We start from the raw sequence: 23,272 nt of genomic DNA on the forward strand, positions 1-23,272 counted from the left end.
CTCTTCCGATGCGATTGCCTGTCACATGATTGCACTGGTGATCTTTGATGGGATCCACAGATCGTGTCGGGCGTCGATGCGTTCGGTGCGGCTCGTTGCGCGTTCGTCCACTGCCGCCGGTCGCACGGGTCGAAACCGTGCACGGTGCTCGACTGGATGACGGAACTCCGGTACGAGACGGCTGCCGGCATCAATGTGTGTCGAATCGGTTCGTGTCGATGATCGGGCACTAAATTGCCGCATCCACGCATTTTTGCCAGTGACCGAAGCTGATCCCTTTTACGAAAGGCCAGCCTGAATGGCCAGAATGGCGGCCCGTACGCGGTCGCGGCTGCCGGTCTTCGCCAGCACGTTCGCGACGTGGGTCTTGACCGTGCTCATCGACAGATGGAGACTCTTCGCGATCTCGTCGTTGTTGAGCCCGGCGCCGATCAACGTGAGCACGTCGGTCTCGCGCGCGGTCAGCTGGTAGGCGGCGAGGTTCACCCGGGTGGCCGGGCCGGTCGACCGTACGCGTTCGAGCACCGCGCCGGTGATCTCGGCCGAGAGGATCGCGCCGCCGGCCGCGACCGTGCGCACGGCGGACAGGAGGTCCTGGGCGCTACTGCGTTTCAGGAGGAATCCACGCGCTCCGGAGGCGATGGCGTCCAGGACGTACGCGTCATCGTCGAAGGTGGTGACGATGATGACGGCCGGGGCGTGGGGGATCGCGGCCATCTCCCGGGTGGCGTGCAGGCCGTCCAGTACCGGCATGCGGATGTCGACCAGGGCGACGTCGATGCGGGGATCGCGCCGGACGGCATCGAGGAGCTGGCGCCCGTCCGCGGCCTCTGGGCTGCGCACCCATTGCCCGATTGCGGTGACCACCTGCACAGTCTCGATGATCCGCCCCGGGTCGGCCAGGTACCCGGGTACCAGCTCAACCAGTACCCCGGTACCGCGGCCGTACCGAGGTCGGCACCCCGGTACGTTCCGCCGAGCGGCCTGCGAATCGCACGCTGCCGGGGTGACTCTCGTTGACTCTCCGGCCGCCCTGCGGGTCGGCCCGCTCCGCACCGTCGCCAACTACATCACCATCATCCGGACGCTCGCCGCCGTCACACTCGGCATCGTCGCCCTCGTCTCCGGTTCGGTCGCCCTGATCGCGGTGGCGTACGGCGTCTACTGGGTCGGTGACATGCTCGACGGCCTGGCCGCGCGGTGGCTCGGCCAGGAGACCCGGGCCGGTGCCGTCCTCGACATCGTGAGCGACCGGGCGTGCACCGCCGTGCTCTGTGTGGGCCTGGTCGCCCTGGTGCCGGATGTCTCGTTGGTCGCCATGGTGTTCCTGCCGTCGTTCATGGTCCTGGACACGATGCTGTCGCTGGTGTTCCTGTGCTGGCCGGTGAACAGCCCCAACGACTTCCATGTCGTCGACCGGCGGGTGTGGGCGTTGAACTGGTCGCCGCTGGCGAAGGCGGTCAACACCGCCGGGGTCATCGGTGCCGTGGCGATCGGCCGGTACTCGGTGGCGGTGGTCGTGGCACTGGCGGTCCTCGCGGTGAAGGCGTGGTCCGCGGTGGCGGTGGCCAGGCTGCTCAGCCGGGACGGCCGGGCGTGAGCGGTGTCGTGCAGGCCGCGGCCGCACTCGGATACGGTTTCGCGTCGGCCCTTGTCCCGGTGGTCAACGCGGAGGCCTACGCCGTGGTCGCCGGGCGGGCGGGCGGGTACGCCGTGATCGCCGTGCTCGCCCTGGCGGTCGGGCAGACCGCCGGGAAGCTCCTGCTGTTCGAAGCCGCTCGGCGGGGAGGCGGCCGGTTGGCCCGGCGGCTGGCACGACGCAACCAGTCGCGGAGCGTGGCCGCCCGGGTCGCCCGGTGGGCCGAGCCCGTACGGCGTTGGCTCTCGCACCGCCGCACCGGCCTGCCGACGGTGCTCCTCTCCGCCGCCGTCGGCGTCCCACCACTCGCCCTGGTCAGCACCGCGGCCGGAACCGCCGGCCTGCGGCACCGGGAGTTCGCCGCCGCATGCCTGCTCGGACGCGTCGTCCGGTTCGCCATCCTCGCCCTGCCGTCGGCCCTTGCGTGACCCCGACCGCAACCGCGTCCCGCAGCCGGCATCCGGCCCCGCCGCGGGCCCGATCCTGGTGATCGAGCCCGGGCGGGACCGGATGCCCCGATCTGCTCCCGTTACCTCCTGCGCCCCGACTGCCGGGATGATCTGACGATCAGCCGAAGCAGGTGGGCACCGGGGGTGAGCTCGGTGTGCAGTTGGTGGGCCGGTTGCCGGTGATGGCGGACTTCTGGTCCACGGTGACCTGGCCGCCGTCGTTGAAGATCCCACCGGGTGCCAGGGTGGAGATGTTCTCGGTGACCTTGGTTTCGGTCAGGTTGAGCGTGTTGTTGTTGTAGATCCCGCCGCCCTGCGAGCTCGAGCCCACGGCCCTGTTCCGCTCGACGGTGCTGCGCCGCAGGACGACGGTGCCGCTGCCGTTGTAGATGCCACCGCCGTGTTCGATGGTGCTGTTCGTGCTGGCGGTGTTCTCGCTGATCCGACTCTCCTCGGCCACGAACTCGCCGATCTGGTTGAAGACGCCGCCGCCGCGCTGCCCGGCCTCGTTGTGGTGGACGTTGCCGTGCTTGAGGTGGAAGACGCCATCGGTGAAGATTCCGCCGCCCTCGCTGCCGGCCCGGTTGTCGTTCACCTCGATGTTCTTGATCTCGGTGGTGGAGTTGATCCCGCCGCGGATGCCGCCGCCGCGGAAACCCGCGGTGTTGTTGTCCACGCGCACGTTGTCGAGGACGGCGTTGCGGCTGTTCGACAGCCCGCCACCGGCGCCACCGATCGGCAGGACGTTGACGACCCCGATCGTGTTGTTGTAGCTCAGTCTGGTGTTCCGCACGGTGAGGTTGCCGTTGTTGAAGACGCCCCCGCCGTCGAACACGGCACTGTTGTTGCTGATGGTGCTCTCGCCGTCCCCGTGCTTGTCCTTGTCCTTGTCCTTGCCGTCCCGGTCCTTGCCGTGGTCGCTCCGGCCGAGGATCTTCGTGACGCCAAAGTTGGCGATACCGCCACCCGGGCCGTTGGTGTGGTTGTAGACCACGTCGGTGTTCTCGATGGTGGCCTTGCCGCCGACGTCGATCCGGATGCCACCGCCGCCGGCACCGACCCCACCGTTGGCCTGGCCGCCCTTGATGGTGACGTCGCGCAGCGTCAGGTCTCCACCGGTGCCGACCTCGAGGATCCGGAACGGCGTGGCGTTGGCCGCGCGGACGATGGTGGACCCGTTGCCGTCGATGGTGACCGGCTGGGTGATGATCGGCAGGCCAACGGCACCGAAGGGCACGGGGGGAGGGGGCGCGGACCTCGTGAGCGTGTAGGTGCACTTTTCGGCGAGTCGCAGCTTCGCCCCGTTGCTGGCGTTCGCGTGGACGATCGCCGCGATCAGCTCGTCGGCGCCGCAGGACACGGTCCGGACATCGTCGCCCCTGCCCTCCCTGTTGTCCTTGTCCTTCTGGTGGTCCTTGTCGTCGCGGCCGCCCGGATCCCGTCCTCCCTTGTCCTCCCCGCCGGACCGGCTGTCGTCGGCCACGAGCTGCGTTCCGGCGTTCGACAGGCCGGGGCCACCGGATCCGAATACTCCGCTCACTCCCGCCGGCCCGACGACGGCCATGCCGGCCACCCCGGTCAGTCCGGCCACCCCGGCGACGACCCAGCGCATCCGCCGCCTCGTGGGCGGACGTGGCTGATCTGCCGCTGCTTCGCTGATGTTCGGGTGTAGATAGTTGGACATCGAGCTACCCAGCCCTTCTCCGTACACCATGTCCCTGCACGGCACTTCGGTGCAGAAAAGCGACAAATCGGTTGCCGCCACCAAGGGGAACGTAGCTGAGCGTTCTTCGCATCAACCGGGCGTATGCGAAAAAACTCTACATTCGGTGCAGACCATCGCCGACCGGCTGCCTCGACAGGTGGATCGCTAGCGCGTCGAGGGCTCGGCGGGGAGGCGGTCGCCGGCGGGTGCCGGGGCGGCGTCGATCGGCAGGTCGCGCAGTCCGCGGATCGGAGTCGACAGGTAGATGATCGGGGACAGCACGGTGAGCGCCCCGAAGATCAATAGGGTGGTTCGGGCCCCGAGCGGCCCGGCCAGGACGCCGGCGAGCAGGCCGCCGAGCGGGATGGCGCCCCAGGAGACGAACTTGACCGTGGCGATCACCCGGGACAGGAGATGCGGCGGGCTGGCGAGCATCCGGTACGTGCGGGTGGTCACGCTGAGTACCACCGAGGAGCCGGCGAAGATGAGGTTGCCGACGGCGAAGGCGAGGTAGGCGGCGGTGCCGGTGCCCAGCGGAATGACGAGCGCGCCGATCACGCCGACGAAGGCCGCGATGATCAGGCCGCGTGCGGTGCCGACCCGATCGGTGAACCGGGTCGTCAGTGTCGCGCCGATGAGCGTGCCGAGGCCGTCGGCGGCGAGCAGCAGCCCGACCATGACCGGCGGTGCGTGCAGGTCGCGCACCAGGTAGTAGGGGAAGAGGGCCAGCATCGCGCCGCAGATGAAGTTGGTCGCGGTGGCGTCCCACATGGCCGGGCCGATGATCGGGTGTCGGACCACGAAATGCCAGCCCTCGCGGATCATCCTGACCATCGGTGGCCGCTCGACCGGCCGCTGGACCGTGCGCTCGGGAAGGGTGCGCAGCAGCACGGCGGAGATCAGATAGCTGACGGTGTCCACGAACAGCGTCGGTACCGCGCCCAGCAGCTGCACCGTGAGCCCGCCCAGGGACGGCCCGCCCAGCTGGGTGGCGGCATGCGTGCCGGAGTTGAGGCTGTTGCGCGCCTGCAACTGCGCGGCCGGCACGATCTCCGGCAGGAAGGTCTGGTTCGCCACGTCGAACAGCACGTTGGCGAAGCTCACGACCAGGGCGACCGCGACCAGCTGGGCCACCGTGAGGGTGTCGAACCACCAGGCCAGGGGGACGGACGCGATGGCGAGGGCCCGGATCAGATCCAGGGTGACCTGCATGCCGCGCAGCGGCACGCGCTGCACGACCACTCCCGCCGGCAGGCTGATCAGAAGGTACGCGAGATAGCCGGCCGCCGTGATCAGGCCCATCTCGAAGACCGACGCGTCCAGCACGGTGAGCGCGGTCAGCGGCAGGGCCACCGCGCCGATCGCCGAGCCGAGGTGGCTGGTCGTGCCGGCGATCCACCAGCGCCAGAAGACATTGAGTTCCATAATGGAACTCACTGTACCGGCGGATGTGGGATCGGTCGACCCCGCCGGACCGATGCCGATGACCGGGCCGCCGATCCGTTGCCACCTGCTGAACCGGAAGCGGCTCACTCCACCTTGGTGAGGAGCGGTTTGCCCTTCTCGACGAGGTAGGTGGCCAGCTCGACCGCGATGCCGTCGCCGACGTTCCGCGCCTGGTGATGCACCCCGTACGGCACGGTGAGAGCATCGCCGGCGTTGCACACCACCGGCGGCTGGCCCGCAAGGGTGTATTCCAGCGACCCCTGAAGAACGCAGATGATCTCTTCGCCCGGATGGAAGTGCGTGAACGGGGGTGAGTCGGGCGTGAACTCCACCCGCGTCTGGATGACCTCGCGTCCGGGGATGCTGAGATCGTGTTTCTGCAGACCGATGCGCCACAGTCCCGGTGCGCTCTCCACCGCCGTCGGACTGATGCCCCTGGGTCGATCTTTCCCACTCATCGCGGTCTCCTGTACGCCGTCGTACGGACGGTCACCACATCGTCTCGACCATAGGTGGCCCCCGAACCGTCAAGGGCACGGTTGCCCAAACACGGACGTCCAGCACCGCCGCGTTGGGCGTCGTATGGTGCCGCCATGGCATCTCCGGTCTGGGTCGACGGCGCGGCGTACGAGGCATACGTCGGTCGGTGGAGCCGGCTCGTCGCGGCGGAGTTCGTGCGCTGGCTCGACCTGCCGGCCGGGCTGCGCTGGCTCGACGTGGGCAGCGGCACCGGCGTGCTGACCTCGGCGGTGCTGACGACCGCGCGAGCGCGGCAGGTCACCGGCGTGGACCCCGCCGAGGGTTTCGTGGCGCAGGCGCGTACCCGGGTCAGCGACCCGCGGGCCGTCTTCGCGGTCGGCGACGCCCGAGCACTGCCGCTGCCGGACGGCGCCGTCGACGTGATCGTGAGTGGGCTGGTGCTGAACTTCGTACCCGAACCGGCGCGGGCGGTGGCGGATTTCGCCCGGGTGGCCGCCCCCGGCGCGGTGGTGGCCGCGTACGTCTGGGACTACGCCGAGGGGATGGAGATGATGCGGCACTTCTGGGACGCGGCCGGCGCGCTCGATCCCGCCGCGGTGGCGCGCGACGACGGGCGCCGCTTCTCGCTCTGCCGGCCGGAGACGCTGCGCACCCTGTGGCGCGACGGCGGGCTGACCGATGTGTCGGTGGAGGCGATCGACGTGCCGACGGTCTTCACCGACTTCGCCGACTACTGGACCCCGTTCCTCGGCGGGCAGGGCTCGGCCCCGGCCTACCTGGCCTCGTTGGCCGAGCCCGACCGGGTAGCCCTGCGGGATCTGCTCGCCGCCCGGCTGCCGCACGGCCCCGACGGGTCGATCCGGCTGACGGCCCGCGCGTGGGCGGTCCGCGGCACCCGGGCGAGCACGTCCAGGTCGCCGGCGTAGCCGGGCCGCCGCGGCCAGGGCCTGCGGCGCCGACATCCGGGTGTACGACCGCCTCGGCACGTCCGGGCACCACCAGTGGGCCGATCATGTCGACAATGGAGCCATCTTTCCCGACCGAGGAGCGCCGGTGGCTGTCGGACTTGATCAGGCTGACAAGATCGCCAGCGTGGTCGGCGCCTCGGTGGCGCTGATCGCGCTGATCGTCACGCTTCGATCGGCGAGACGTCAGCCGCCCGCACACCCGTCACCCCACCTCGGCCACCCCGACGGGGGTCCGCCACGGGCACGTGGCCGTGGCACCACGCCGATGGCGCTGATCGTCGGGCTGGCGGTCGCGGTGTTCTGCGCCGCCTCGTCCTGGGCCGTCATCCACGCCGCGATGCGATTCGTCGATGACGGGGACGGCGGCATCTCCGCCGGCAAGCCGACCTCCCCGTCGACGAGTTCCAGCGGCACCCCCTCGTCGGCCGGACCGGCCGACGCCCCGGTGTTGTGGAAGGGCGAGATCCGCCTTGATTCCACGCCGCGCGACTTCGACCAGGAACCGCCGGCGCGGGGAAACACCAGCACCGACCTCAACTCCGACGGGTATCTCAACGGCTCGGTGTACAACAAGTTCTGGGGGCGGGCGGTGGTGTTGTGGTCAGGGCCGGCGGAGCCCACCCGGGACGGCTGCGCCGCCCGGTTGCAGACCCACGGCGTGCAGCAGGTGAGCATCGATAGCCGCAGTCGGGTGTGCCTGGAGACCAACCGGGGCCGGATCGTGTTCATCACGGTGCTGCGCCGCGACGGTGACGACGGGTACGCCGCCCAGGCGACGCTGTGGAGTTCGAGCTGAGGAATTCGACCAGCCGCCGCGGTCGTCCAGCTACGCCGGCGGCTCGACCGCCTCGAGGAGTACCTCCAGCACGTGCCGGTACGGCTGCCCGGTGGCCCGGCTCATGCCCATCTCGCAGGTGCGGTTGCAGGAGGCGTACGCGTCGTGGTCGCGCTGGTTGACCTCGGCGGCCTGGGCCGCGGTGGCGCCGGCGGTGACCTCGGGATGCAGCAGTCCCCGGTCGCCGGCGAAGGCGCAGCATCCCCAGCTGTCCGGCACGGTCACGGTGTCGGCGACCGCCCGGGCCACCGCGCGCAGGTCGTCGATGCCGCCGAGGTGCACGGTGGAGCAGGTGGGGTGCAGGGCCAACGAGCCCAACCGTCGGGGCTCGGGCAGCGCCGGCAGCAGGTGCTCGGCGGTGAAGGTCACGCTGTCGACGAAGCGCAGAGCGCCGTACCGCGCCCGGTCCTCCTCGGCCAGCGCGTCGGTCAGCTGGCTCAGCCCGTGGGTGCAGGACGACGCGTCACACACGATGGGCAGCCGACCCTCGTCGCTGGCGGTCCAGAGGGCGGCCAGCGTGCGCTCGGCCATCTCCCGGTGACCGGCGGGGAAGCCCTTGGACTGCCACGGCGTGCCGCAGCACAGGCCGGCCGTGCCGGCCGGTACGACGATCGGCACCCCGGCCAGGTCGCACAGGCGCAGGAACGCCGCCGCCGAGCCGCCGGACGCGCCGTCCTCCGGTGCGAAGATGCTGCCGATGCAGGCCGCGAAGAACACCGCCTGGGCGTCCGCCGGGGTGCGGGGTCCGGGGCGGGGAGCGCCGGCGCGCGGCATGTCGTCGCTCCACTGTGGTACGAGTTCGGTGGCGCCGAACCCACGGAGCACGCCAGTGGCGGCGCGGGTCACCGGTGTCGGCACGACATGTGCGGCGTTCAGCCCCACTCGGACGCCTGCGACGGCGGCCTTCCAGTGCCGCGCGGTGCTTCGGGCGGTGCGCTGGGCGAAGGGGCTGTGCCGCTCGGCGCGCAGCCGCTTCATCGCCGCGCCGGTGTCGATGCCGACCGGGCAGGCGGTGACGCACAGGCTGTCGGCGGCACAGCTGTCCACCGCGGCGTACTCGTAGTCGGTGGTCAGCTCCCGGCGGCGCTCCTCGTCGCCGGCCGCGGTGGCGAGGGCGATCTGCCGTTGCAGGACGATGCGCTGCCGGGGGGTGGTGGTGACGTCGGCGGTGGGGCAGACCGGCTCGCAGTAGCCACACTCGACGCAGGAGTCCAGCTCGGGGTCGACCGTCGGGACGGCCTTGAGCTGCCGCAGGTGCACGGTCGGGTCGTCGTTGAGCAGTACGCCGGGGTTGAGCAGGCCGCTCGGATCGCACAACCGCTTGAGTTCGCGCATCACGTCGTACAGTTCGTCGCCGTACTGGCGGCGGACGAAGGGGGCCATCGCCCGGCCGGTGCCGTGCTCCGCCTTGAGTGTTCCGCCCTCGGCCAGCACGAGGTCGACCATGTCGTCGGTGAACCGGGCGTAGCGGTCGATCTCGGCCGGTGTGTCGAAGGACTGGGTCAGCATGAAGTGCAGGTTGCCGTCGCGGGCGTGTCCGAAGATCACCGCGTCCGGGTAGCCGTGCCGGTCGAACAGGCGGATCAGCCCGTCGCAGGTGCCGGTCAGGCGCGGCATCGGCACCGCGATGTCCTCCAGCAGCGCCGTGGTGCCGGGCGGGCGGGCGCCGGCGACCGCGGTGTACAGGCCCTTGCGCAGGTGCCACAGTGCGGCCCGTTCGCGCGGGTCGTGGGTCAGCTCGGTGCCGGTGACGGCGGGCAGCCGGTCGAGCACGTGCCGGGCGTCGGCCAGTGTCTCGGCCAGCCGCTCCGCGCTGTCCTCGGCGAACTCCACCAGCAGCGCGGCGTGCCCGGTGACCGTCAGCCCGCGCAGGGCCGGGCTCGCGTCCGGGTCGCGCTGGCTGACCCGCAGTGCGGCCGCGTCGAGCAACTCGGCGGTACGGGCGCCGGCGGCGAGCAGGGCGGGCAACGCGTCGGTGGCGGCGCTGAGGCCGGGCAGGATCAGCAGGCCGGTGGCGGCGTGCTGGTGGATCTCGACGGTACGGAAGACGGCCTCGGCCACGAAGCCGAGCGTGCCCTCGCTGCCGATCATCAGGTGGGCCAGCATCTCGACCGGGCTGTCGTGGTCGAGCAGCGAGTTCAGCCCGTACCCCATGGTGTTCTTCATGGCGAACAGCCGCTCGATGGTGGCGCGCGACAGCGGTGTGGAGCGCACCCGGTCGCGCAGCCGCAGCAGCCCGGCGTGCAGTTCGGGCTCATCGGCCCGCAGCCGGTCGTCGGCGTCGCGCGCGCCGGAGTCGACGACGGTGCCGGACGGGAGGACGAAGCGCAGCGATTCCATGGTGCGGTACGCGTTGTCGGTGGTGCCGCAGGTCATCCCGCTGGAGTTGTTGGCCACCATGCCACCGACCGTGCAGGCGGCCTCGCTGGCCGGGTCCGGGCCGAGCCGGCGCCGGTAGCGGGCCAGCCGGGCGTTGGCCTGCCGGATCGTCAGACCCGGCTGCAGCCGGATGCGGCGGCCGTCGTCGAGCACCTCGGCGTGCCGCCAGTCGGTGCGGACGTCGACGAGCACGCCCGCGCCGCCGGCCTGCCCGGCGAGGCTGGTGCCGCCGCCGCGCAGGGTCAGCGGCACGCCGGCCTCCCGGGCGCCGGCCATCAGCGCCCCCACCTCGGCGGCCGAGGTGGCGCGGACCAGGGCCTGCGGCTCGAACAGGTACGGCGAGGCGTCGTGTGCCGCCGCCAGCCTGCGGGGCAGCTCGGTGCTGGCCCGGGTCGGATCGTCGAGGCGTGCGCGCAGCAGCTCGGCGACCTCGCGGGCGCGGGCGCCGGCCGCGGTTGGCGCGGGTACTCCTACGACGGGTCTCATGGGCGGGTCCTCCCGAACGGGGCGGTCAGTAGGCGACGATCAACCGGTCGGGGGCGGTGTCGACCGGCGGCGGCAGCCGCAGCGGCTGGCGGCCGGGGGTGATGCTGCCCAGCACGGAGGGGTGCCGCGCGCCGGTGCCCGACGGCAGGGTGCCCGGCAGCCCGTGCACGGTCAGGTAGCCCAGCAGCGCGAAGGCCAGCGCCTCCTTGGCGTCGGACGCGACACCCACCTCGTCGCTGGACGACAGGTCGACGCCCGGCAGCTCGTCGGCGATCATGCGCATCAGCGTCGGGTTGTGGGCGCCGCCGCCGGAGACGACGAGCCGGGTGACGCCGTGGTCGTGGCAGGCGCCGGCCACCGTGACCGCCGTCAGCCGGGTCAGCGTGGCCAGCACGTCCTGCGGGTCCGGCGTGGGCGCGTCGGCGAGGGCGGCGAGCAGGTAGGGAAGGTGGAACAACTCCTTCCCGGTGCTCTTCGGGCCGGGCAGCCGGTAGTACGGCTCGTCGAGCAGCCGCCGCAGCAGTGCCGGGTTCACCTGCCCGGCGGCCGCCCCGCGCCCGTCCCGGTCGTACTCCTCGGTGCCCCCGCTGAAGTGGCGTACGGCGGCGTCGAGCAGCGCGTTGGCCGGCCCGGTGTCGAACGCGAGAGCGTCCGCGTCCGGCGCGACGACGGTGATGTTGGCGATGCCGCCCAGGTTCAGAGCGGCCGGCACACCGGGCAGCCCCCGCAGCAGCAGCGCGTCGAACAGGGCGACCAGCGGGGCACCCTGGCCGCCGGCGGCGACGTCGCGGCTGCGCAGGTCGGCCACCACCGGAAGGCCGGTGGCCTCCGCGATCCAGGCCGGCTGACCGAGCTGGAGAGTGCCCCGGACGGCACCACCCTCGACCCAGTGGTGCATGGTCTGGCCGTGCGAGACCACCAGGTCGGCGTTGCCGTCGCACAGCTCGGCGAGCGCCCGCCCGCCGGCCTCGGCGAAGGACTTGCCGATGCCGGTGTCCAGCACGCAGATCGCCTCGGTGCTGGTGGGCGCGGGCGGCAGGGCGGCGGCGATCCGCGCGCGCAGCCGATCGGGGTACGGGTGGCTGAGCCGGCCCAGCGGTCGCATCCGCAGGGCGTCGTCGCTCAGGTCGAACTCGGCCGCGGCGGCTTCGATGCCGTCGTAGGAGGTCCCGGACATCAGGCCGATCACGCGCATCACGTCCTCCTTCACGCCCGGCCGGCGGACGTTGCCGCCGGATCATCGGCCTCGTCGGTGCGCCGGTGGTCGTACGGCGTCTCGGGGGCCGGGTGGAACCGGCTCGCCACCGCGCCGACGATCAGGGTGATCAGGACGCCGATCGGCACCAGCCACTGCGCGGCGATGGCGGTGGGGACGGTGGTCCCGGCCGTCGTGACGTCGATCTTGACATAGCGGACGATGTAGGTCATCACCACCACGGTGACGAGGAAGGCGATCACCGCGTCGACCTGGTTGGCGCGCTTCACGAGGCGGCCGAGCAGGAAGGCACCGAGCAGCGCCCCGTAGGTGTAGCCCGCGATGGTCAGGCCGGTCAGGTAGACGTTGCCGGTGCTCGAGCTGAACGCGCAGGCGAAGATCGCCATCAGCACCGCCCAGACCAGGGTCATCACCCGGGCGAGGCGCAGCATCACGTCATCCGACGGCACCGTCCGGAAGAAGCTGTGGATGAAGTCGGCGACGGTGGAGTTCGACATCGAGTTCAGCGCCGACGACAGCGAACCCATCGCGGCGCCGAGGATGCCGGCCACCAGCAGACCGGAGATGCCCACCGGCAGGGCGTGCAGGATGAAGCTCGGGTAGAGGTTGTCGCTGCTGTTCAGGCCGAGCTCCTTGAAGGTCTGACCCTTGTTGTACGACCACAGCAGGGCGCCGACCAGGGAGAACGCCGCGAACTGGATCACCACGAAGATGCCCGAGGAGATCATCGCCTGCTGGCCCTCGCGCAGCGTGCGGGTGGACAGGATGCGCTGGACGATCAGCTGGTCCGAGCCGTGGCTGGCCATCGCGAAGATCGCACCGCCGATGATCGCGGTCGGCAGGGCGAACGGGCTGGTGAGCACGTGCGCGAGGTCGACGTTGGTGTCGAAGAGCTGGAACTTGCCGGCGTCCAGCGCCTGCGAGTAGCCGTCGAAGCCGACGGCGTGGCTGAGCACCGCGATGGCGAGGATCGCCCCGCCGAGGTAGAGCCCCATCTGGATGGCGTCGGTCCAGATGACCGCCTTGATGCCACCCAGGTAGGTGTAGACCACCGTGATCAGGGTCAGGACGATGATGATGGCCTGGTATCCGACATTCAGCCCGAACTCGTCGAGCAGCAGCTTGATGGGGATGGCCGAGGCGAACAGCCGTACGCCCTCGGCGAGCAGGCGGGTGAAGACGAACGTCACCGACGCCAGACCCTGAAGTTTCAGGCCGAACCGCTCACCGAGGTACTGGTAGGCGCTGACGAAGCCGCCCCGCTTGTAGAGCGGAATGAGCACCGCCGCAACGATGACGCGTCCGATGACGTAGCCCAGGGCCAGCTCGACGTTGCCGAACCCCTGACCGCTGTAGGCGCCGCCGGGCACGCTGATCACGGTCAGGACGCTGGTCTCGGTGGCGACCACGGAGAACGAGACGGTCCACCACGGCAACCGGCCCTCGCCCACGAAGTAGTCCTTGGAGGATTTCTGCCTGCCGGACAGGCGCAGTCCGACGAAGGCGATCACCACGAGGTACAGCACGATCACGACAAGGTCGAGTTGACGCACGGCTCACTCCCCACCAGTGGGTTGTCAATAAGTGACGTTGGCCCACACTAACGCGAAACTTTTTGCCGGCGCCCTCCTGGGTTGGTTACGCTGTGGTTTCAGCTTGCTGATAGGGGACGCGCTGGCCCAGCAGGACGCGCCCGGGCGGCACGCGACAGCTGAACAGCAGCGAGAGGAACGAGCACCGGATGGACCTCAGCACCCTCGGCACCGAGACTCGCAACGACAAGACCACCGACCTCGACCGGATGTCCCCCACCGAGCTGCTCCTCGCGATGAACGACGAGGACCGGTCGGTCGCGGACGCCGTCCGCCGGGCCGTGCCGGACATCGCGGCCGCCGTCGACGTCGCCGTGGCGTCGCTGCGCCAGGGCGGCCGGCTGATCTACGTCGGCGCGGGCACCAGCGGCCGGATCGGCATGCTCGACGCCGTCGAGATCCCACCCACCTTCGGTACGCGGCCCGACCGGGTCATCGGCCTGCTCGCCGGCGGGGCGGGCGCCTTCGGTGTCGCCGTTGAGGGCGCCGAGGACGACCCGGCCGGCGCCGTCGCCGACCTCGACGCGATCGGCCTGACCGCCCGCGACACGGTGGTCGGGCTCGCCGCCAGCGGCCGTACCCCGTACGTGGTCGGCGGGCTGGCGCACGCCCGCTCGCGCGGGGCGACGACCGTCTCCGTCGCCTGCAACTCCGACGCGGTGATCAGCCGGTACGCCGACGTCGCCATCGAGGTGCCCACCGGCCCCGAGGTCCTCACCGGCTCCACCCGGCTCAAGGCCGGGACCGCCGAGAAGCTCGTCTGCAACATGCTCTCGACCGCCACCATGGCCCGACTCGGCAAGGTCTACGGCAATCTGATGGTGGACATGAACGCCACCAACGAGAAGCTCGTCGACCGGGCGCGCCGGATCGTCGCCGAGGCCGCCGACACCGATCTCGACACCGCCGCGCGGGCGCTCTCGGCGGCGCACGGGCACGCCAAGACGGCCATCGTGCTGCTGCTCGCGAACTGCACCGCCGAGGAGGCCGCGGCACGGCTGCGCGACGCCGACGACGACGTCCGGGCGGCCGTCGCGGCCTGACCCACGGTGGCGTGACCGCCCCACGCGGCCACCGGTCGCCCTGGCGCATCGACGGTTGTGCGTGCACCGCACCCGTACGGTGGGCGGATGGACACGTGGCGGATGAGGCGGTTGTCGCTGAACCACGGACCGTCCGTCTTCTGGGACGCGGGCACGGCGGTGCCGGACGGCGCCCGGCGGTCCGGCGAGTGGCTGGAGGCGCCCGCCGACCGCGACACCCGACAACGGTGGCAGCGGGCGGCGGAAGCGTGCGTCACCGAGGTGGCGGCGGCGGTCGGCGAGCGTGACGCGGCGTGGTCAGTGCCAGTCGGCCGGTCCAGAGTGGTCTTGGGCCGGTCCTCGGCGAGGTGGAGCAGGCCGGAGATAGGCCGTCTCCCGTCCGGCAGGCCCGTGGCGGGCCCGCCGGACGGGAGGTCACCGGGACTACGCGCGGCCGACCAGCGCGATCGACTGGTCTGCGGCCGGCGCCGAGGAGGCCGGGTTCTGGCTGGTGACCAGCATTTCGTCGATCACCACGTGCGGCTCGACGTCGCCCGTCATGCCCGTCCCCGCCGCGTCGTCGTCCCTCAGCCCTTCCAGACCGTCTTCAGATTGCAGAACTCCCTGATCCCTGCGTAGGTGAGTTCCCGCCCGTACCCCGAATTCTTGACACCGCCGAACGGCAACTCGGGGAAGGATTCGGTCATGCCGTTGAGGAAGACCATGCCGGCGTCCAGGTTGTGGACGAACCACTCCTGCTCCTCGGCATCGCCGGACCACACCGCCGAACTGAGGCCGAACGTGGTCTGGTTGGCGACCGCGGCGGCCTCCGCCCGATCGGCCACCCGGTACACCGACGCGACCGGGCCGAACGCCTCCTCGGAGACGATCCGCATGTCGTCGGTGAGACCGGCCAGCACGGTGGGCCGGTAGTACCAGCCGGGCCCGGGCGGCACGGAGCCACCGACGAGCACCTCCGCGCCCTTGGCGACCGCGTCGTCGACCAGCTCGGCGAGGTCGTGGCGCCCCGCCTCGGTGGCCAGCGGGCCGACGTCCGTACCGTCGTCCATCGGATCGCCGACGACCAGCTTGCCCATCTTGGCCACGAACTGGCGGACGAACTCGTCGTAGATGTCGTCGTGCACGATGAAACGCTTGGCCGCAACGCACGACTGACCGTTGTTCTGCACACGGGCCCGCACGGCAGTCGTCGAGGCCGCGTCCAGGTCGGCGCTCGGCATCACGATGAACGGGTCAGAGCCACCCAGCTCCAGCACCGTCCGCTTGAGATGCTGTCCCGCGATCGCGGCGACCGACCGGCCGGCCGGCTCCGACCCGGTCAGGGTGACCGCCCGGACCCGGTCGTCCGTGATGACCGGCTCGATGTCCTTCGAAGAGATCAGCAGCGTCCGGAAGGAACCGGACGGGAAGCCACCCTTCTCGAAGAGCGTGTCGAGGTAGAGCGCGGCCTGGGGGACGTTGGAGGCGTGCTTGAGCAGCCCCGCGTTGCCCGCCATGAGCGCGGGCGCGGCAAAGCGCATCACCTGCCACAGGGGGAAGTTCCACGGCATCACGGCAAGTACCACGCCGAGCGGCTGCCACACCGTCCAGGCCTGGCGGGCGTGCACGGCTCCCGGGTCGTCCAGCGGCTCGGCGGCGAGGAACTTCTCCGCGTTACGTGCGTAGAACCGCATGCCGTGCACGCACTTGTTGGCCTCGGCGACGGCCTGCGACAGTGGCTTGCCCATCTCCAGGGTGAGCATGCGGGCCACGTCCGAGATCTCGGACGTGAGAACGTCGGCCGCGGCGTTCATCCAGGTCGCCCGCTGCGCGAAGCTGGTGGAGCGCAGCGTTGCCGCCGCGTCGGCGGCCTGGGCGATCCGCCGCAGCACCTCCTCCCGCGGGTGCGCCTCGAAGGTCCGCAGGGTCTCGCCGGTAGCCGGGTTGATGGTTGCGATCGGCATCGGGGCCCCCTAGTCGAAAACGACGACCTGGCGGCCGACCACGTCTCCGCGGCCCAGCGCCTCCAGGTTCTCGTTGATGTCGTCGAGCTTCACCGTGGTGATGGTGTGCTTGATCCGGCCGGCCGCACCGAGCGCGAGGACCTCGGTAAGGTCATTGTAATTACCCCAGAATGATCCGAAGTAGGACAGCTCGGTCCCGACGATCACATTCAACGGCACCTCGACCTTGGTGCCCATCAGGCCGACCGAGGCGACCGCGCCCTCCGGTTCGAGGATCGAGAAGTCGAGGGCGATCGATTCCGTGGCACCGGCGCAGTCCAGGATGGCGTCAACCGTCCGGCGACCGGTCGCCGCCTCGATCTCGTCCTGCACCTGCTCGGCCGTCTTGTCGCGGGTGTTGACGGTGTGGTCGGCCCCGTTTTCCCGGGCCACCGTGAGCTTGTCGTCGGTGCGGGAGAAGGCGACCACCGTCGCGCCAGCACCGAGCAGTTTGGCGTACTGGACGGCGTAACTGCCGAGCCCGCCGATGCCGGCCACCACCACTGTCCGGCCCGGACCCAGCTTCCCGGCCGCCGCCAGCTTCTTGATCCCACGGTACGGGGTCAGGCCGGCGTCGGTCAGCGGCGCGAAGTTCTCCGGCTTCTGGTCACCGGGGTCCACCGTGATCAGGTGGCGGTACGGCACTGCGACGTACTCGGCGAAGCCGCCGGGCGGGCCGAACCCGGGCCACGAGCCGGTCCCACTGCAGAGCTGCTCGTTGCCCTCGTGGCACTGCCGACAGGTGCCGTCACCCCAACCCGGGTTGACCACGACCAGATCGCCGTCGGAGAGCCCGGCCGATCTCGGCACGGCGGAACCCACCCCGGCCACGTGTCCGGCGATCTCGTGTCCCGGGATGGCCGGGAACTCCATTGGCGCGGCCATCTTGAAGTAGCCATGGATGAGCTGGTAATCGCTGCGGCACATGCCCGTCGCGGCAACCTTCACCAGAACCTCGTCGGCACTGATGTCCGGTACCGGGATCTCTTCCAGCCGCCACGGTTCGTTGTAGCCGTACATTCGAGCCGCTCGCATCTTCATCTCGTCCTCCTAGCCTCTGGGATCGGTCCAGTTGGCCGATCGTATGACTCCATAGTGGACGAACAGTGGATCGGTTCAGCGCCAGCGAAGGGCTTTCCGCTCGGATGGGACGTTGTCCGGAGGCCGGCGCTCGGAACGGCAGCGAGCCGCTCTGCCCCTTGCTCATGCGGTCGATCCGGGCGGTGGCCGCAGACACCGACCTAAGGTCCGACGCCACCGAGGCGGTCGGCTCCACCTCGCTGTGGTGCGGACGGTCGCTACCCACCGCCCGCCGCTCGGGGCTAGAGGCGGTGGAGGTCTCTGGTCAGCCGGTAGGTGACATCCCACTGCGCCTGGTCGCCGGTGGGTCGGGGGAAACCGCCGTGCCGGAAGACCCAGTTCAGGTAGGCCACGAGGGGCATACCGGCCTCGCCCACGAAGTGCGCGTCGGCGCATGAGTCGGGAAGGACGATGCCGTAGGGGCCACCGCCGCTGACGTTGTCCTTGTGGAAATGGTCGGGCGCGACGGGCAGAAGGAACGGCTCGTCCTGGTCGTGCTGCCACGCCTCGATCTCGTCCGCGAAGTACTCGCGGATGTCGCTGTCCGGGTATCGGGTACCTGCCAGCTCCAACACGAGCGGGTCGGCCGCCGCCGAGCTGGGCCACTGCGGGTGCGTTCCGACCAGCCACACGTCGCCCACGATGCGGATCCACGACGACAGGACCATCGGGAGAGGGCCGACCCGCTGTTCCAGCCAGTGCAAGTGCTCCTCCGCCTCCGGACCGGGCGGGGCGGACGGCTCGGTCGGAGTCTGGTCGTCGTCGTTCTCGTGGAATCGGTAGCCCTGCTCGCGCAGTCGCGCGACAAGTGTCTCGATGTTGCTTCGGGCTCGGCGGGCCATCTCGTCGCACACCGCCTGTGCCTGCGCGGCGAAGGCGGGCTCACGCACGCGGCCGCCAAGCTGCCGCATCTCATGCCAGACCTGCCGGTGGTCGCCTGCGACGTAGCGGTTCATCCAGTCCGGGCGCTCGGTCATCGTGATCATGATGCCGTGGATGTTGGTGCGGGGCAACGGTTCGCGTGAGGTCCCGGCTTCCGGGCGGTCAGGTCGCGGCACCCGCACGGGCACCTGGTCGACGAGGCGCCCCGTCCGCGGCGGACGGGGCGCCTCGTCGTGCCGGTCGAATCATCTGCCCGGAGTCGGCCGGTCCTCGTCGGCCGTCGACGCCGGGGTGGTGGCCACCTCGATGCGAGGTGACCGATCCGGGGGCAGGTGGGCGAAGTCGGCGATCACGACCACGTCCACCTCCCCGTCGATCATTCTCTGCTCGACGGTCTCCCACGGCGCCCGGATGATCCCTTTGAATCGGTAGGCGTGCCGTCGAAGGTGCGTGAGGCAGACCGCGACGGCGGGTTCCGACGGCTCGATGTCGGCGGGGATCCAGATAACGGCTATCTCCATGATCTCTCCTGATCAACGTCGTGGACGCGGGTCGGTGATCAGGAGCTGCCGTGGCGGTGGAGGACCCCGCTCCACGGGCCGGCTGACAGCGCTCATCTCGACGGTGCCGACCGCGAACCCCCGGCAGGGCGGCGAGACACGTGGTGGTCCTTGCGCTGTCGACGTCGGTGGATCGACGCCGCCGGTGCCGGTGCCGCCGTGTGCGGACGCGAGCGCCAGCACGAACGCCGGTAGGCCCGACACGGGAGGGGCGGGCGGGCTGGCCGGCGGCGCGGTGACGGCGGCCACCGCCGGCGACACCCGATCCGGCGCCCTGCGGTCCGCGACGTCTCGTGTGCCACGGTGGGACGCCATCGCTGTCATCCGGGCGGACGCTGACGGCGAGGTGGGGCGCTCGGCCGGCGAGACCGGGGCGGACGGGACCGGCGCGGACGGGACCGGCGCGGTGGGCGGCGGGGACGACGGCCGCGTCAGGGGCGGCCGAGTTGGTACGGCGATGGGGGGCCTGGCTGACGGCAGCGACGAGGGGATGGCCGGCGCAGTCGGCAGGGGACCGGTCAGCGGCGTCTCGATCACGTCGGGCAGCAGAGTCTTGATGATCGTCGGTGCGGTGGTGGGGTCGACCGGCTCGAGACTGGTCGGCAACGGCAACGGCAACGGCAACGGGAGTGGCAGTGGCGGCTCGGCGTGCGCGGGGTTGGCGCCCAGTGCTGCGCCAAGTGCCACCGCCCCGACCGCCACCGCGGGCAGGCTGTGCCTGAGCCGTATCACCCGAGGACTGCCAACAGTCGTGCCCGGTCCGACTCGCCGGGTCGGCACCGCTGGCCGAGCGGGTACGCCTCGCCCCCTGCCGTTCCCTCCATGTGCGGAGTCTTGCCCCCGGCAAACTCGGACTACACCTCTCGTCGATATCTTCGACGGTGCACCGTGGATGGGGCGAGCTGGCGCCCTTCAGTCCAGCAGGTACGCGGTGAGCCGATCGGCGAGGTGCGTCGGGTGACTGAGCGCCACCGAGTGGCCGCCGTCGATCTCATCCGGCGTGACGCCGAGTCGGTCGGCGGCCACCCGGCGCTGGAAGTCCACCGGGAAGAACCGGTCCTCGCGGCCGATGAGCACCTTCGTCGGCACGTCCGGCCAGGCGTCCAGGGGCCACGGCTCGTCTCCTTCCGCGCTGACCTGGTCGCGGCTGTGGGCCGCCGCCTCCGCCACGATCTCGGCGGACACACCGTTGTAGAACTGCTGCTCCTCGCTGAGCCCTTCCGGGCTGCGGTAACCGGTGTTGCGCCACCAGTCCCCGGGCCTCTCGCCGGGCGTGGGGACCATCGGCGTGAGCAGGACGATCAGTCGCACCGGCAGCCTGGCGGCAATCAGTGGCGCGGTGAACCCGCCGTACGAATGCCCGACGACCACGAGGTCGCTCCGGTCGCCGATCGCGCTCACCACCGTCTCGGCGAACTCGGCGAACCCCGCCGAGCTGTCCTCGATCGGCAGCTCCGGCACCACCACGTCGTGGCCGCGGCGGGTGAGCTCAGGGACCAGAAGACGCCAGTCCCAGGCGCTGCCACCGCCGCCGTGGATCAGAACGAAAGTCGCCATGCCCCGGAGCCTCCCAGGCGGGTACGACAGCCGGCACCGGTCAGCGGCGGCCGGTGGCCAGGGCGACGAGGTACTGTCCACCGCCCGCGTCGACGCTCGCGGTCACCGGCAGTCCGGGCACCAGGCGGGAGAACCGGTCAACCAGCCAGTCCGCGGCCTCCTGGGCGTCCTTCCTGCTCGGGCAGCGGGCGACCAGCTCACGGCCACCCTTGCGGTCGAGTCGCTCGGCGACGGCGATCAGCGGTGCGGGGTCCACCACGTGCAGACGGTCCGGCCAGGCGATGACCACCTTGACCGCGCCCTTGCGGGTGTTGCAGGCACGGTGCGCGAGTCGCTCGGTGATCCTCGCCTTCTTGTCGGCGGTACGGCTGTCGACGCTGGGACCACGCGGGTCGTTCACCGACATGTCGGCGTCGACCGACTCGTCGCACACCCAGCATCGCCAACTGTCCCGTCGGGCGACGTCATCGAGAAGACTCATCCCCGCAAACTAGCCTGTCAGCCCTTGGTGCACCACGGCTCCGGCCGCGCCGGGCGCCGCTGGGCCGGAGACAGGCCGCCCGGCGACCGTTCGGGCACTATCGTTCTGGCGTGCACATCCGTTTCGACGTCCCCGCCGATCCCGCCTACCCGGGCCGTGTGGCTGCCGCGCTCGGCAGTGTCCGGCTGCGCAGGTTCGGCTCCATCGGCGCGGCACTGGCGGCGGTCGGGGCGATCGGTCTGGCCGTCTCGCGGGGGTTCGCGTGGGCCGAGCAGATCTCGCCGTTGTGGTTGGCGATGGTCGTGGGTGGCGTGCTGTCGATGCTGTACCGGCCGTGGGTGGTGCTGCGCGCCCGGCGCCGCTCCAGTCGCTACGCCGTCGAGGGCGCCTACGACATCACCGATGACAACATCATGATGCGCAGTGGCTCGGAGTCCGGCGGCATCGCCTGGGATGGCGTCGCCCAGGTGCGGGACACGTCCGAGTTCTGGATCGTGTACGTCGGCCGGATGCCGGCGACCGTGATCCCACGTCGGTTGATGTCCGCCGAGGATGCCGAGACGTTGCGGGCCTTCATGGCCGGACGTGGGCTGCTCCGACGTCGCTGACCGTTCCTGCCGCGGACCGCGCCCCGCGCGACGCGGTGCGCGCGCGGCCAGCCCGGTTGTCACACCCGACAAAATTCCTGTGACGTCGGTGCTCATCCCGAGATAATGGTCGACGTGAATGAGGTCGCGGTCGTCGTCGCCCATCAGGAGCGGGCGACCCTGCGCGTCGGCGACGTGTTCCTGAAGGTCGACGCCGATCAGACCCGGACCGACGTCGAGGTCGAGGCGATGGCCCTGGCGCCGATCCCGACTCCGCAGGTGCTGTGGCGGAAGCCACCCGTGCTCGCGCTCGCCGCCCTCTCCGGGACGGCACTGGGCCGCCTCGGCGTGCCGGCGACGGCGTCGCCGGCGGCGTGGGCCGCGGCGGGCGCCGCGGTACGGAGGCTGCACGACGCCCCGCTGCCGCCATGGCCCGGTCGGAGCCTCGACGAGATCGCATCCCGTCTCGACGACGAATGCGAGTGGCTCGTCACGAACGGCGTCCTGCCCATCGACCTGATCACCCGCAACCGCCAGGTCGCCGAGGCCGCGCTCCGGCCGTGGACGCCGGTGTTCACGCACGGCGACCTGCAGATCGCCCACGTGTTCGTGGATGGTGACGAGATCACCGGGGTGGTCGACTGGTCCGAGGCGGGCCGGGGCGATGCCCTGTACGACCTCGCCAGCTTGACGCTCGGACACGAGCGGCACCTCGGCGACGTCGTCGCCGGCTACGGCACCGAGGTCGACCTCGACGTGATCCGCGCGTGGTGGTCGGTGCGTAGCCTGCTGGCGATCCGCTGGCTGGTCGAGCACGACTTCGACCCGTTCTCGCCGGGCTGCGAGGTCGACGTGCTGAGATCCCGGCTGTGAGGCCGCACGGCCGCACGCGACCACGTCTGGGCCGCTGCCGGTGCCGGGCGTCGGCGAGGATCGGCACCTGACCCACGGGCACGGACCGGCCGGGCTCCCGACGGGAGCCCGGCCGGCGCGGTCGCCGCCTCCGTAGAGCTGTCCGGCTCAGCGGGGTGAGGGGGGAAGCGCTGCGGCGGGAGAGGTACGTCGGCCGCGACCGCTCTCCGCGCGGTGATCCACCTGCGCTCAGCTCGGCAGACGGCCCCGCGTGGAGACGAAGTGGTACGACATGACGGCGAACCCGGGATCACGGACGAGCCGCCGGAAGGCGTTCAGCTGGTGGGGCGACAGCCCGGCGGCGAGCAGATCCGGCTCCAACTGGCGGGAGTTCGTCTCGTACAGCGACGTCCCGGTCGAACCGCCCGCCCAGCTCTGCGAGTGGGTGATGGTCTCCAGGTCGGTCAGACCGGCTAAGGCCATCTCGGTGTGCACGTCCTGCGCCCACCCCAGGTCGGCGCCATGGTCCTCCAGGACACCCATCATGGCGTCCATGACCTGCGCGAAGAGCTTCGCGGCGTCGTCCGTCGGCGCGGTCAACACCCGCAACGGCGCGGTGCAGTCGAACTCCTCCACCACGAGCCATCCGCCGGGAGCCAGCGCGCCCGCGAGTGTGCGGAGAACCCGCCGTCGATCGGGAAGGTGCAGCAGCACCAGCCGGGCGTGGATCAGGTCGAAGGCGTCCCCGGGTGGCGGTTCGGTCCGGACGTCGTGCCGGCGTACGTGCAGGTTGCCGTCGGCCACGAGGTGGGTGGGGTCGATGTCCGTCGCCAGCACGTGACCGTCGTCGCCGACCGCGCGGGCGATCCGGCGGGCCATCGAGCCGCCGCCCGCCCCGACCTCCCAGCAGGTCGCTCCCGGTCGCAGCACCGGACGGGCCAGGCGCCGCGTCGTGATCGGATCCAGGAAGGATTCCAGCGCGTGCATCTGGGGGACGGCGTCCGGTGCGCCGTTGTCGAACGTGTACGTGCCGTCGCTCGGAGCGGTTGTCAT

At 71.0% G+C, this 23,272-nt stretch carries 21 protein-coding genes; 7 read left to right on the top strand and 14 right to left on the bottom strand.

Features of this window, described 5'->3' with window-relative positions; translation table 11 throughout:
• Nucleotides 1–279 precede the first annotated feature (279 nt).
• A complete protein-coding gene (locus tag O7620_RS05260) occupies nt 280–873 on the bottom strand; it encodes a response regulator transcription factor (protein WP_278122089.1) in 594 nt (197 codons plus the stop codon).
• A 133-nt stretch (nt 874–1,006) separates the two neighbouring features.
• Between O7620_RS05260 and O7620_RS05265 the strand changes: the two genes are divergently transcribed.
• Together O7620_RS05265 and O7620_RS05270 are read left to right on the top strand one after the other, a co-directional pair.
• The gene (locus tag O7620_RS05265; RefSeq protein ID WP_278122090.1) at nt 1,007–1,600 is read left to right on the top strand and encodes a CDP-alcohol phosphatidyltransferase family protein; all 594 of its coding nucleotides are present in this window, start codon (nt 1,007–1,009) and stop codon (nt 1,598–1,600) included.
• Complete coding sequence (locus O7620_RS05270; RefSeq protein ID WP_278122091.1) at nt 1,597–2,067, top strand: VTT domain-containing protein; 471 nt, start codon at nt 1,597–1,599, stop codon at nt 2,065–2,067. The genes O7620_RS05265 and O7620_RS05270 overlap by 4 nt, the downstream gene beginning before the upstream one ends.
• A gap of 139 nt (nt 2,068–2,206) precedes the next feature.
• Here O7620_RS05270 and O7620_RS05275 read toward each other — a convergent pair whose 3' ends face one another.
• The 3 genes from O7620_RS05275 to O7620_RS05285 form a co-directional block, all read right to left on the bottom strand.
• Complete coding sequence (locus O7620_RS05275) at nt 2,207–3,700, bottom strand: hypothetical protein (protein WP_278122092.1); 1,494 nt, start codon at nt 3,698–3,700, stop codon at nt 2,207–2,209.
• A 258-nt stretch (nt 3,701–3,958) separates the two neighbouring features.
• A complete protein-coding gene (locus O7620_RS05280) occupies nt 3,959–5,218 on the bottom strand; it encodes an MFS transporter (RefSeq protein ID WP_278122093.1) in 1,260 nt (419 codons plus the stop codon).
• A gap of 104 nt (nt 5,219–5,322) precedes the next feature.
• Nucleotides 5,323–5,655: a cupin domain-containing protein gene (locus O7620_RS05285; RefSeq protein ID WP_278122094.1), complete on the bottom strand. Its 333-nt coding sequence runs from the start codon at nt 5,653–5,655 to the stop codon at nt 5,323–5,325.
• Nucleotides 5,656–5,832: 177 nt separating this feature from the next.
• Here O7620_RS05285 and O7620_RS05290 point away from each other — a divergent pair, with 177 nt between their 5' ends.
• Together O7620_RS05290 and O7620_RS05295 are read left to right on the top strand one after the other, a co-directional pair.
• Nucleotides 5,833–6,645: a class I SAM-dependent methyltransferase gene (locus O7620_RS05290; protein WP_278122095.1), complete on the top strand. Its 813-nt coding sequence runs from the start codon at nt 5,833–5,835 to the stop codon at nt 6,643–6,645.
• A gap of 127 nt (nt 6,646–6,772) precedes the next feature.
• On the top strand, nt 6,773–7,483 hold the full coding sequence (locus tag O7620_RS05295) for a hypothetical protein (protein ID WP_278122096.1): 711 nt from the start codon (nt 6,773–6,775) through the stop codon (nt 7,481–7,483).
• Between the two features lie 30 nt (nt 7,484–7,513).
• Here the strand turns inward: O7620_RS05295 and O7620_RS05300 are convergent, their stop codons facing one another.
• From O7620_RS05300 to O7620_RS05310, 3 genes are read right to left on the bottom strand one after another with little or no spacing between them, the layout of a single operon-like run.
• A complete protein-coding gene (locus tag O7620_RS05300) occupies nt 7,514–10,387 on the bottom strand; it encodes an FAD-binding and (Fe-S)-binding domain-containing protein (RefSeq protein ID WP_278122097.1) in 2,874 nt (957 codons plus the stop codon).
• Between the two features lie 25 nt (nt 10,388–10,412).
• Complete coding sequence (locus O7620_RS05305) at nt 10,413–11,582, bottom strand: anhydro-N-acetylmuramic acid kinase (RefSeq protein ID WP_278122098.1); 1,170 nt, start codon at nt 11,580–11,582, stop codon at nt 10,413–10,415.
• An 11-nt stretch (nt 11,583–11,593) separates the two neighbouring features.
• Nucleotides 11,594–13,156 (bottom strand): sodium:solute symporter, encoded by a 1,563-nt coding sequence (locus tag O7620_RS05310; protein ID WP_151492636.1) that lies wholly within the window; start codon nt 13,154–13,156, stop codon nt 11,594–11,596.
• A gap of 188 nt (nt 13,157–13,344) precedes the next feature.
• On the opposite strand from O7620_RS05310, the gene murQ reads away from it, so the two are divergent.
• Nucleotides 13,345–14,238 carry an N-acetylmuramic acid 6-phosphate etherase gene (murQ, locus tag O7620_RS05315; RefSeq protein ID WP_278122099.1) on the top strand — a complete coding sequence of 298 codons (894 nt, stop codon included), beginning with the start codon at nt 13,345–13,347 and terminating at the stop codon, nt 14,236–14,238.
• Nucleotides 14,239–14,804: 566 nt separating this feature from the next.
• Here the strand turns inward: murQ and O7620_RS05320 are convergent.
• From O7620_RS05320 to O7620_RS05345, 6 genes are all read right to left on the bottom strand, one after another.
• Nucleotides 14,805–16,181, bottom strand: a complete 1,377-nt coding sequence (locus tag O7620_RS05320; RefSeq protein ID WP_278122100.1) for an NADP-dependent succinic semialdehyde dehydrogenase — start codon at nt 16,179–16,181, stop codon at nt 14,805–14,807.
• Nucleotides 16,182–16,190: 9 nt separating this feature from the next.
• On the bottom strand, nt 16,191–17,261 hold the full coding sequence (locus tag O7620_RS05325) for an NAD(P)-dependent alcohol dehydrogenase (protein WP_278122101.1): 1,071 nt from the start codon (nt 17,259–17,261) through the stop codon (nt 16,191–16,193).
• A gap of 281 nt (nt 17,262–17,542) precedes the next feature.
• Nucleotides 17,543–18,277 (bottom strand): hypothetical protein, encoded by a 735-nt coding sequence (locus O7620_RS05330; RefSeq protein ID WP_278122102.1) that lies wholly within the window; start codon nt 18,275–18,277, stop codon nt 17,543–17,545.
• Between the two features lie 150 nt (nt 18,278–18,427).
• Entirely contained in the window at nt 18,428–18,703 is a 276-nt protein-coding gene (locus O7620_RS05335; protein WP_151492641.1) for a hypothetical protein, read from the bottom strand.
• A gap of 951 nt (nt 18,704–19,654) precedes the next feature.
• Complete coding sequence (locus tag O7620_RS05340) at nt 19,655–20,299, bottom strand: alpha/beta fold hydrolase (protein WP_278122103.1); 645 nt, start codon at nt 20,297–20,299, stop codon at nt 19,655–19,657.
• 40 nt (nt 20,300–20,339) lie between these two features.
• The gene (locus O7620_RS05345) at nt 20,340–20,780 is read right to left on the bottom strand and encodes a hypothetical protein (RefSeq protein WP_278122104.1); all 441 of its coding nucleotides are present in this window, start codon (nt 20,778–20,780) and stop codon (nt 20,340–20,342) included.
• 110 nt (nt 20,781–20,890) lie between these two features.
• On the opposite strand from O7620_RS05345, the gene O7620_RS05350 reads away from it, so the two are divergent.
• Both O7620_RS05350 and O7620_RS05355 read left to right on the top strand, forming a co-directional pair.
• Complete coding sequence (locus O7620_RS05350; protein ID WP_278122105.1) at nt 20,891–21,388, top strand: YcxB family protein; 498 nt, start codon at nt 20,891–20,893, stop codon at nt 21,386–21,388.
• A 105-nt stretch (nt 21,389–21,493) separates the two neighbouring features.
• Nucleotides 21,494–22,240, top strand: a complete 747-nt coding sequence (locus O7620_RS05355; RefSeq protein ID WP_278122106.1) for an aminoglycoside phosphotransferase family protein — start codon at nt 21,494–21,496, stop codon at nt 22,238–22,240.
• A 228-nt stretch (nt 22,241–22,468) separates the two neighbouring features.
• Here the strand turns inward: O7620_RS05355 and O7620_RS05360 are convergent, their stop codons facing one another.
• Nucleotides 22,469–23,272 (bottom strand): methyltransferase domain-containing protein, encoded by an 804-nt coding sequence (locus O7620_RS05360; RefSeq protein WP_151493321.1) that lies wholly within the window; start codon nt 23,270–23,272, stop codon nt 22,469–22,471.

Origin of the sequence: Micromonospora sp. WMMD710 (assembly GCF_029626045.1) — a bacterium.
In the GTDB taxonomy this organism is placed as follows: domain Bacteria; phylum Actinomycetota; class Actinomycetes; order Mycobacteriales; family Micromonosporaceae; genus Micromonospora.

Bases quoted from the DNA above. Each gene is read 5' to 3' on its own strand.
- O7620_RS05275 (WP_278122092.1), bottom strand. From the start codon at position 3,700: ATGCGCTGGGTCGTCGCCGGGGTGGCCGGACTGACCGGGGTGGCCGGC.
- O7620_RS05280 (WP_278122093.1), bottom strand. From the start codon at position 5,218: ATGGAACTCAATGTCTTCTGGCGCTGGTGGATCGCCGGCACGACCAGC.
- O7620_RS05290 (WP_278122095.1), top strand. From the start codon at position 5,833: ATGGCATCTCCGGTCTGGGTCGACGGCGCGGCGTACGAGGCATACGTC.
- O7620_RS05300 (WP_278122097.1), bottom strand. From the start codon at position 10,387: ATGAGACCCGTCGTAGGAGTACCCGCGCCAACCGCGGCCGGCGCCCGC.
- O7620_RS05305 (WP_278122098.1), bottom strand. From the start codon at position 11,582: ATGCGCGTGATCGGCCTGATGTCCGGGACCTCCTACGACGGCATCGAA.
- murQ (WP_278122099.1), top strand. From the start codon at position 13,345: ATGGACCTCAGCACCCTCGGCACCGAGACTCGCAACGACAAGACCACC.
- O7620_RS05320 (WP_278122100.1), bottom strand. From the start codon at position 16,181: ATGCCGATCGCAACCATCAACCCGGCTACCGGCGAGACCCTGCGGACC.
- O7620_RS05325 (WP_278122101.1), bottom strand. From the start codon at position 17,261: ATGAAGATGCGAGCGGCTCGAATGTACGGCTACAACGAACCGTGGCGG.
- O7620_RS05330 (WP_278122102.1), bottom strand. From the start codon at position 18,277: ATGACCGAGCGCCCGGACTGGATGAACCGCTACGTCGCAGGCGACCAC.
- O7620_RS05335 (WP_151492641.1), bottom strand. From the start codon at position 18,703: ATGGAGATAGCCGTTATCTGGATCCCCGCCGACATCGAGCCGTCGGAA.
- O7620_RS05340 (WP_278122103.1), bottom strand. From the start codon at position 20,299: ATGGCGACTTTCGTTCTGATCCACGGCGGCGGTGGCAGCGCCTGGGAC.
- O7620_RS05345 (WP_278122104.1), bottom strand. From the start codon at position 20,780: ATGAGTCTTCTCGATGACGTCGCCCGACGGGACAGTTGGCGATGCTGG.
- O7620_RS05355 (WP_278122106.1), top strand. From the start codon at position 21,494: ATGGTCGACGTGAATGAGGTCGCGGTCGTCGTCGCCCATCAGGAGCGG.
- O7620_RS05360 (WP_151493321.1), bottom strand. From the start codon at position 23,272: ATGACAACCGCTCCGAGCGACGGCACGTACACGTTCGACAACGGCGCA.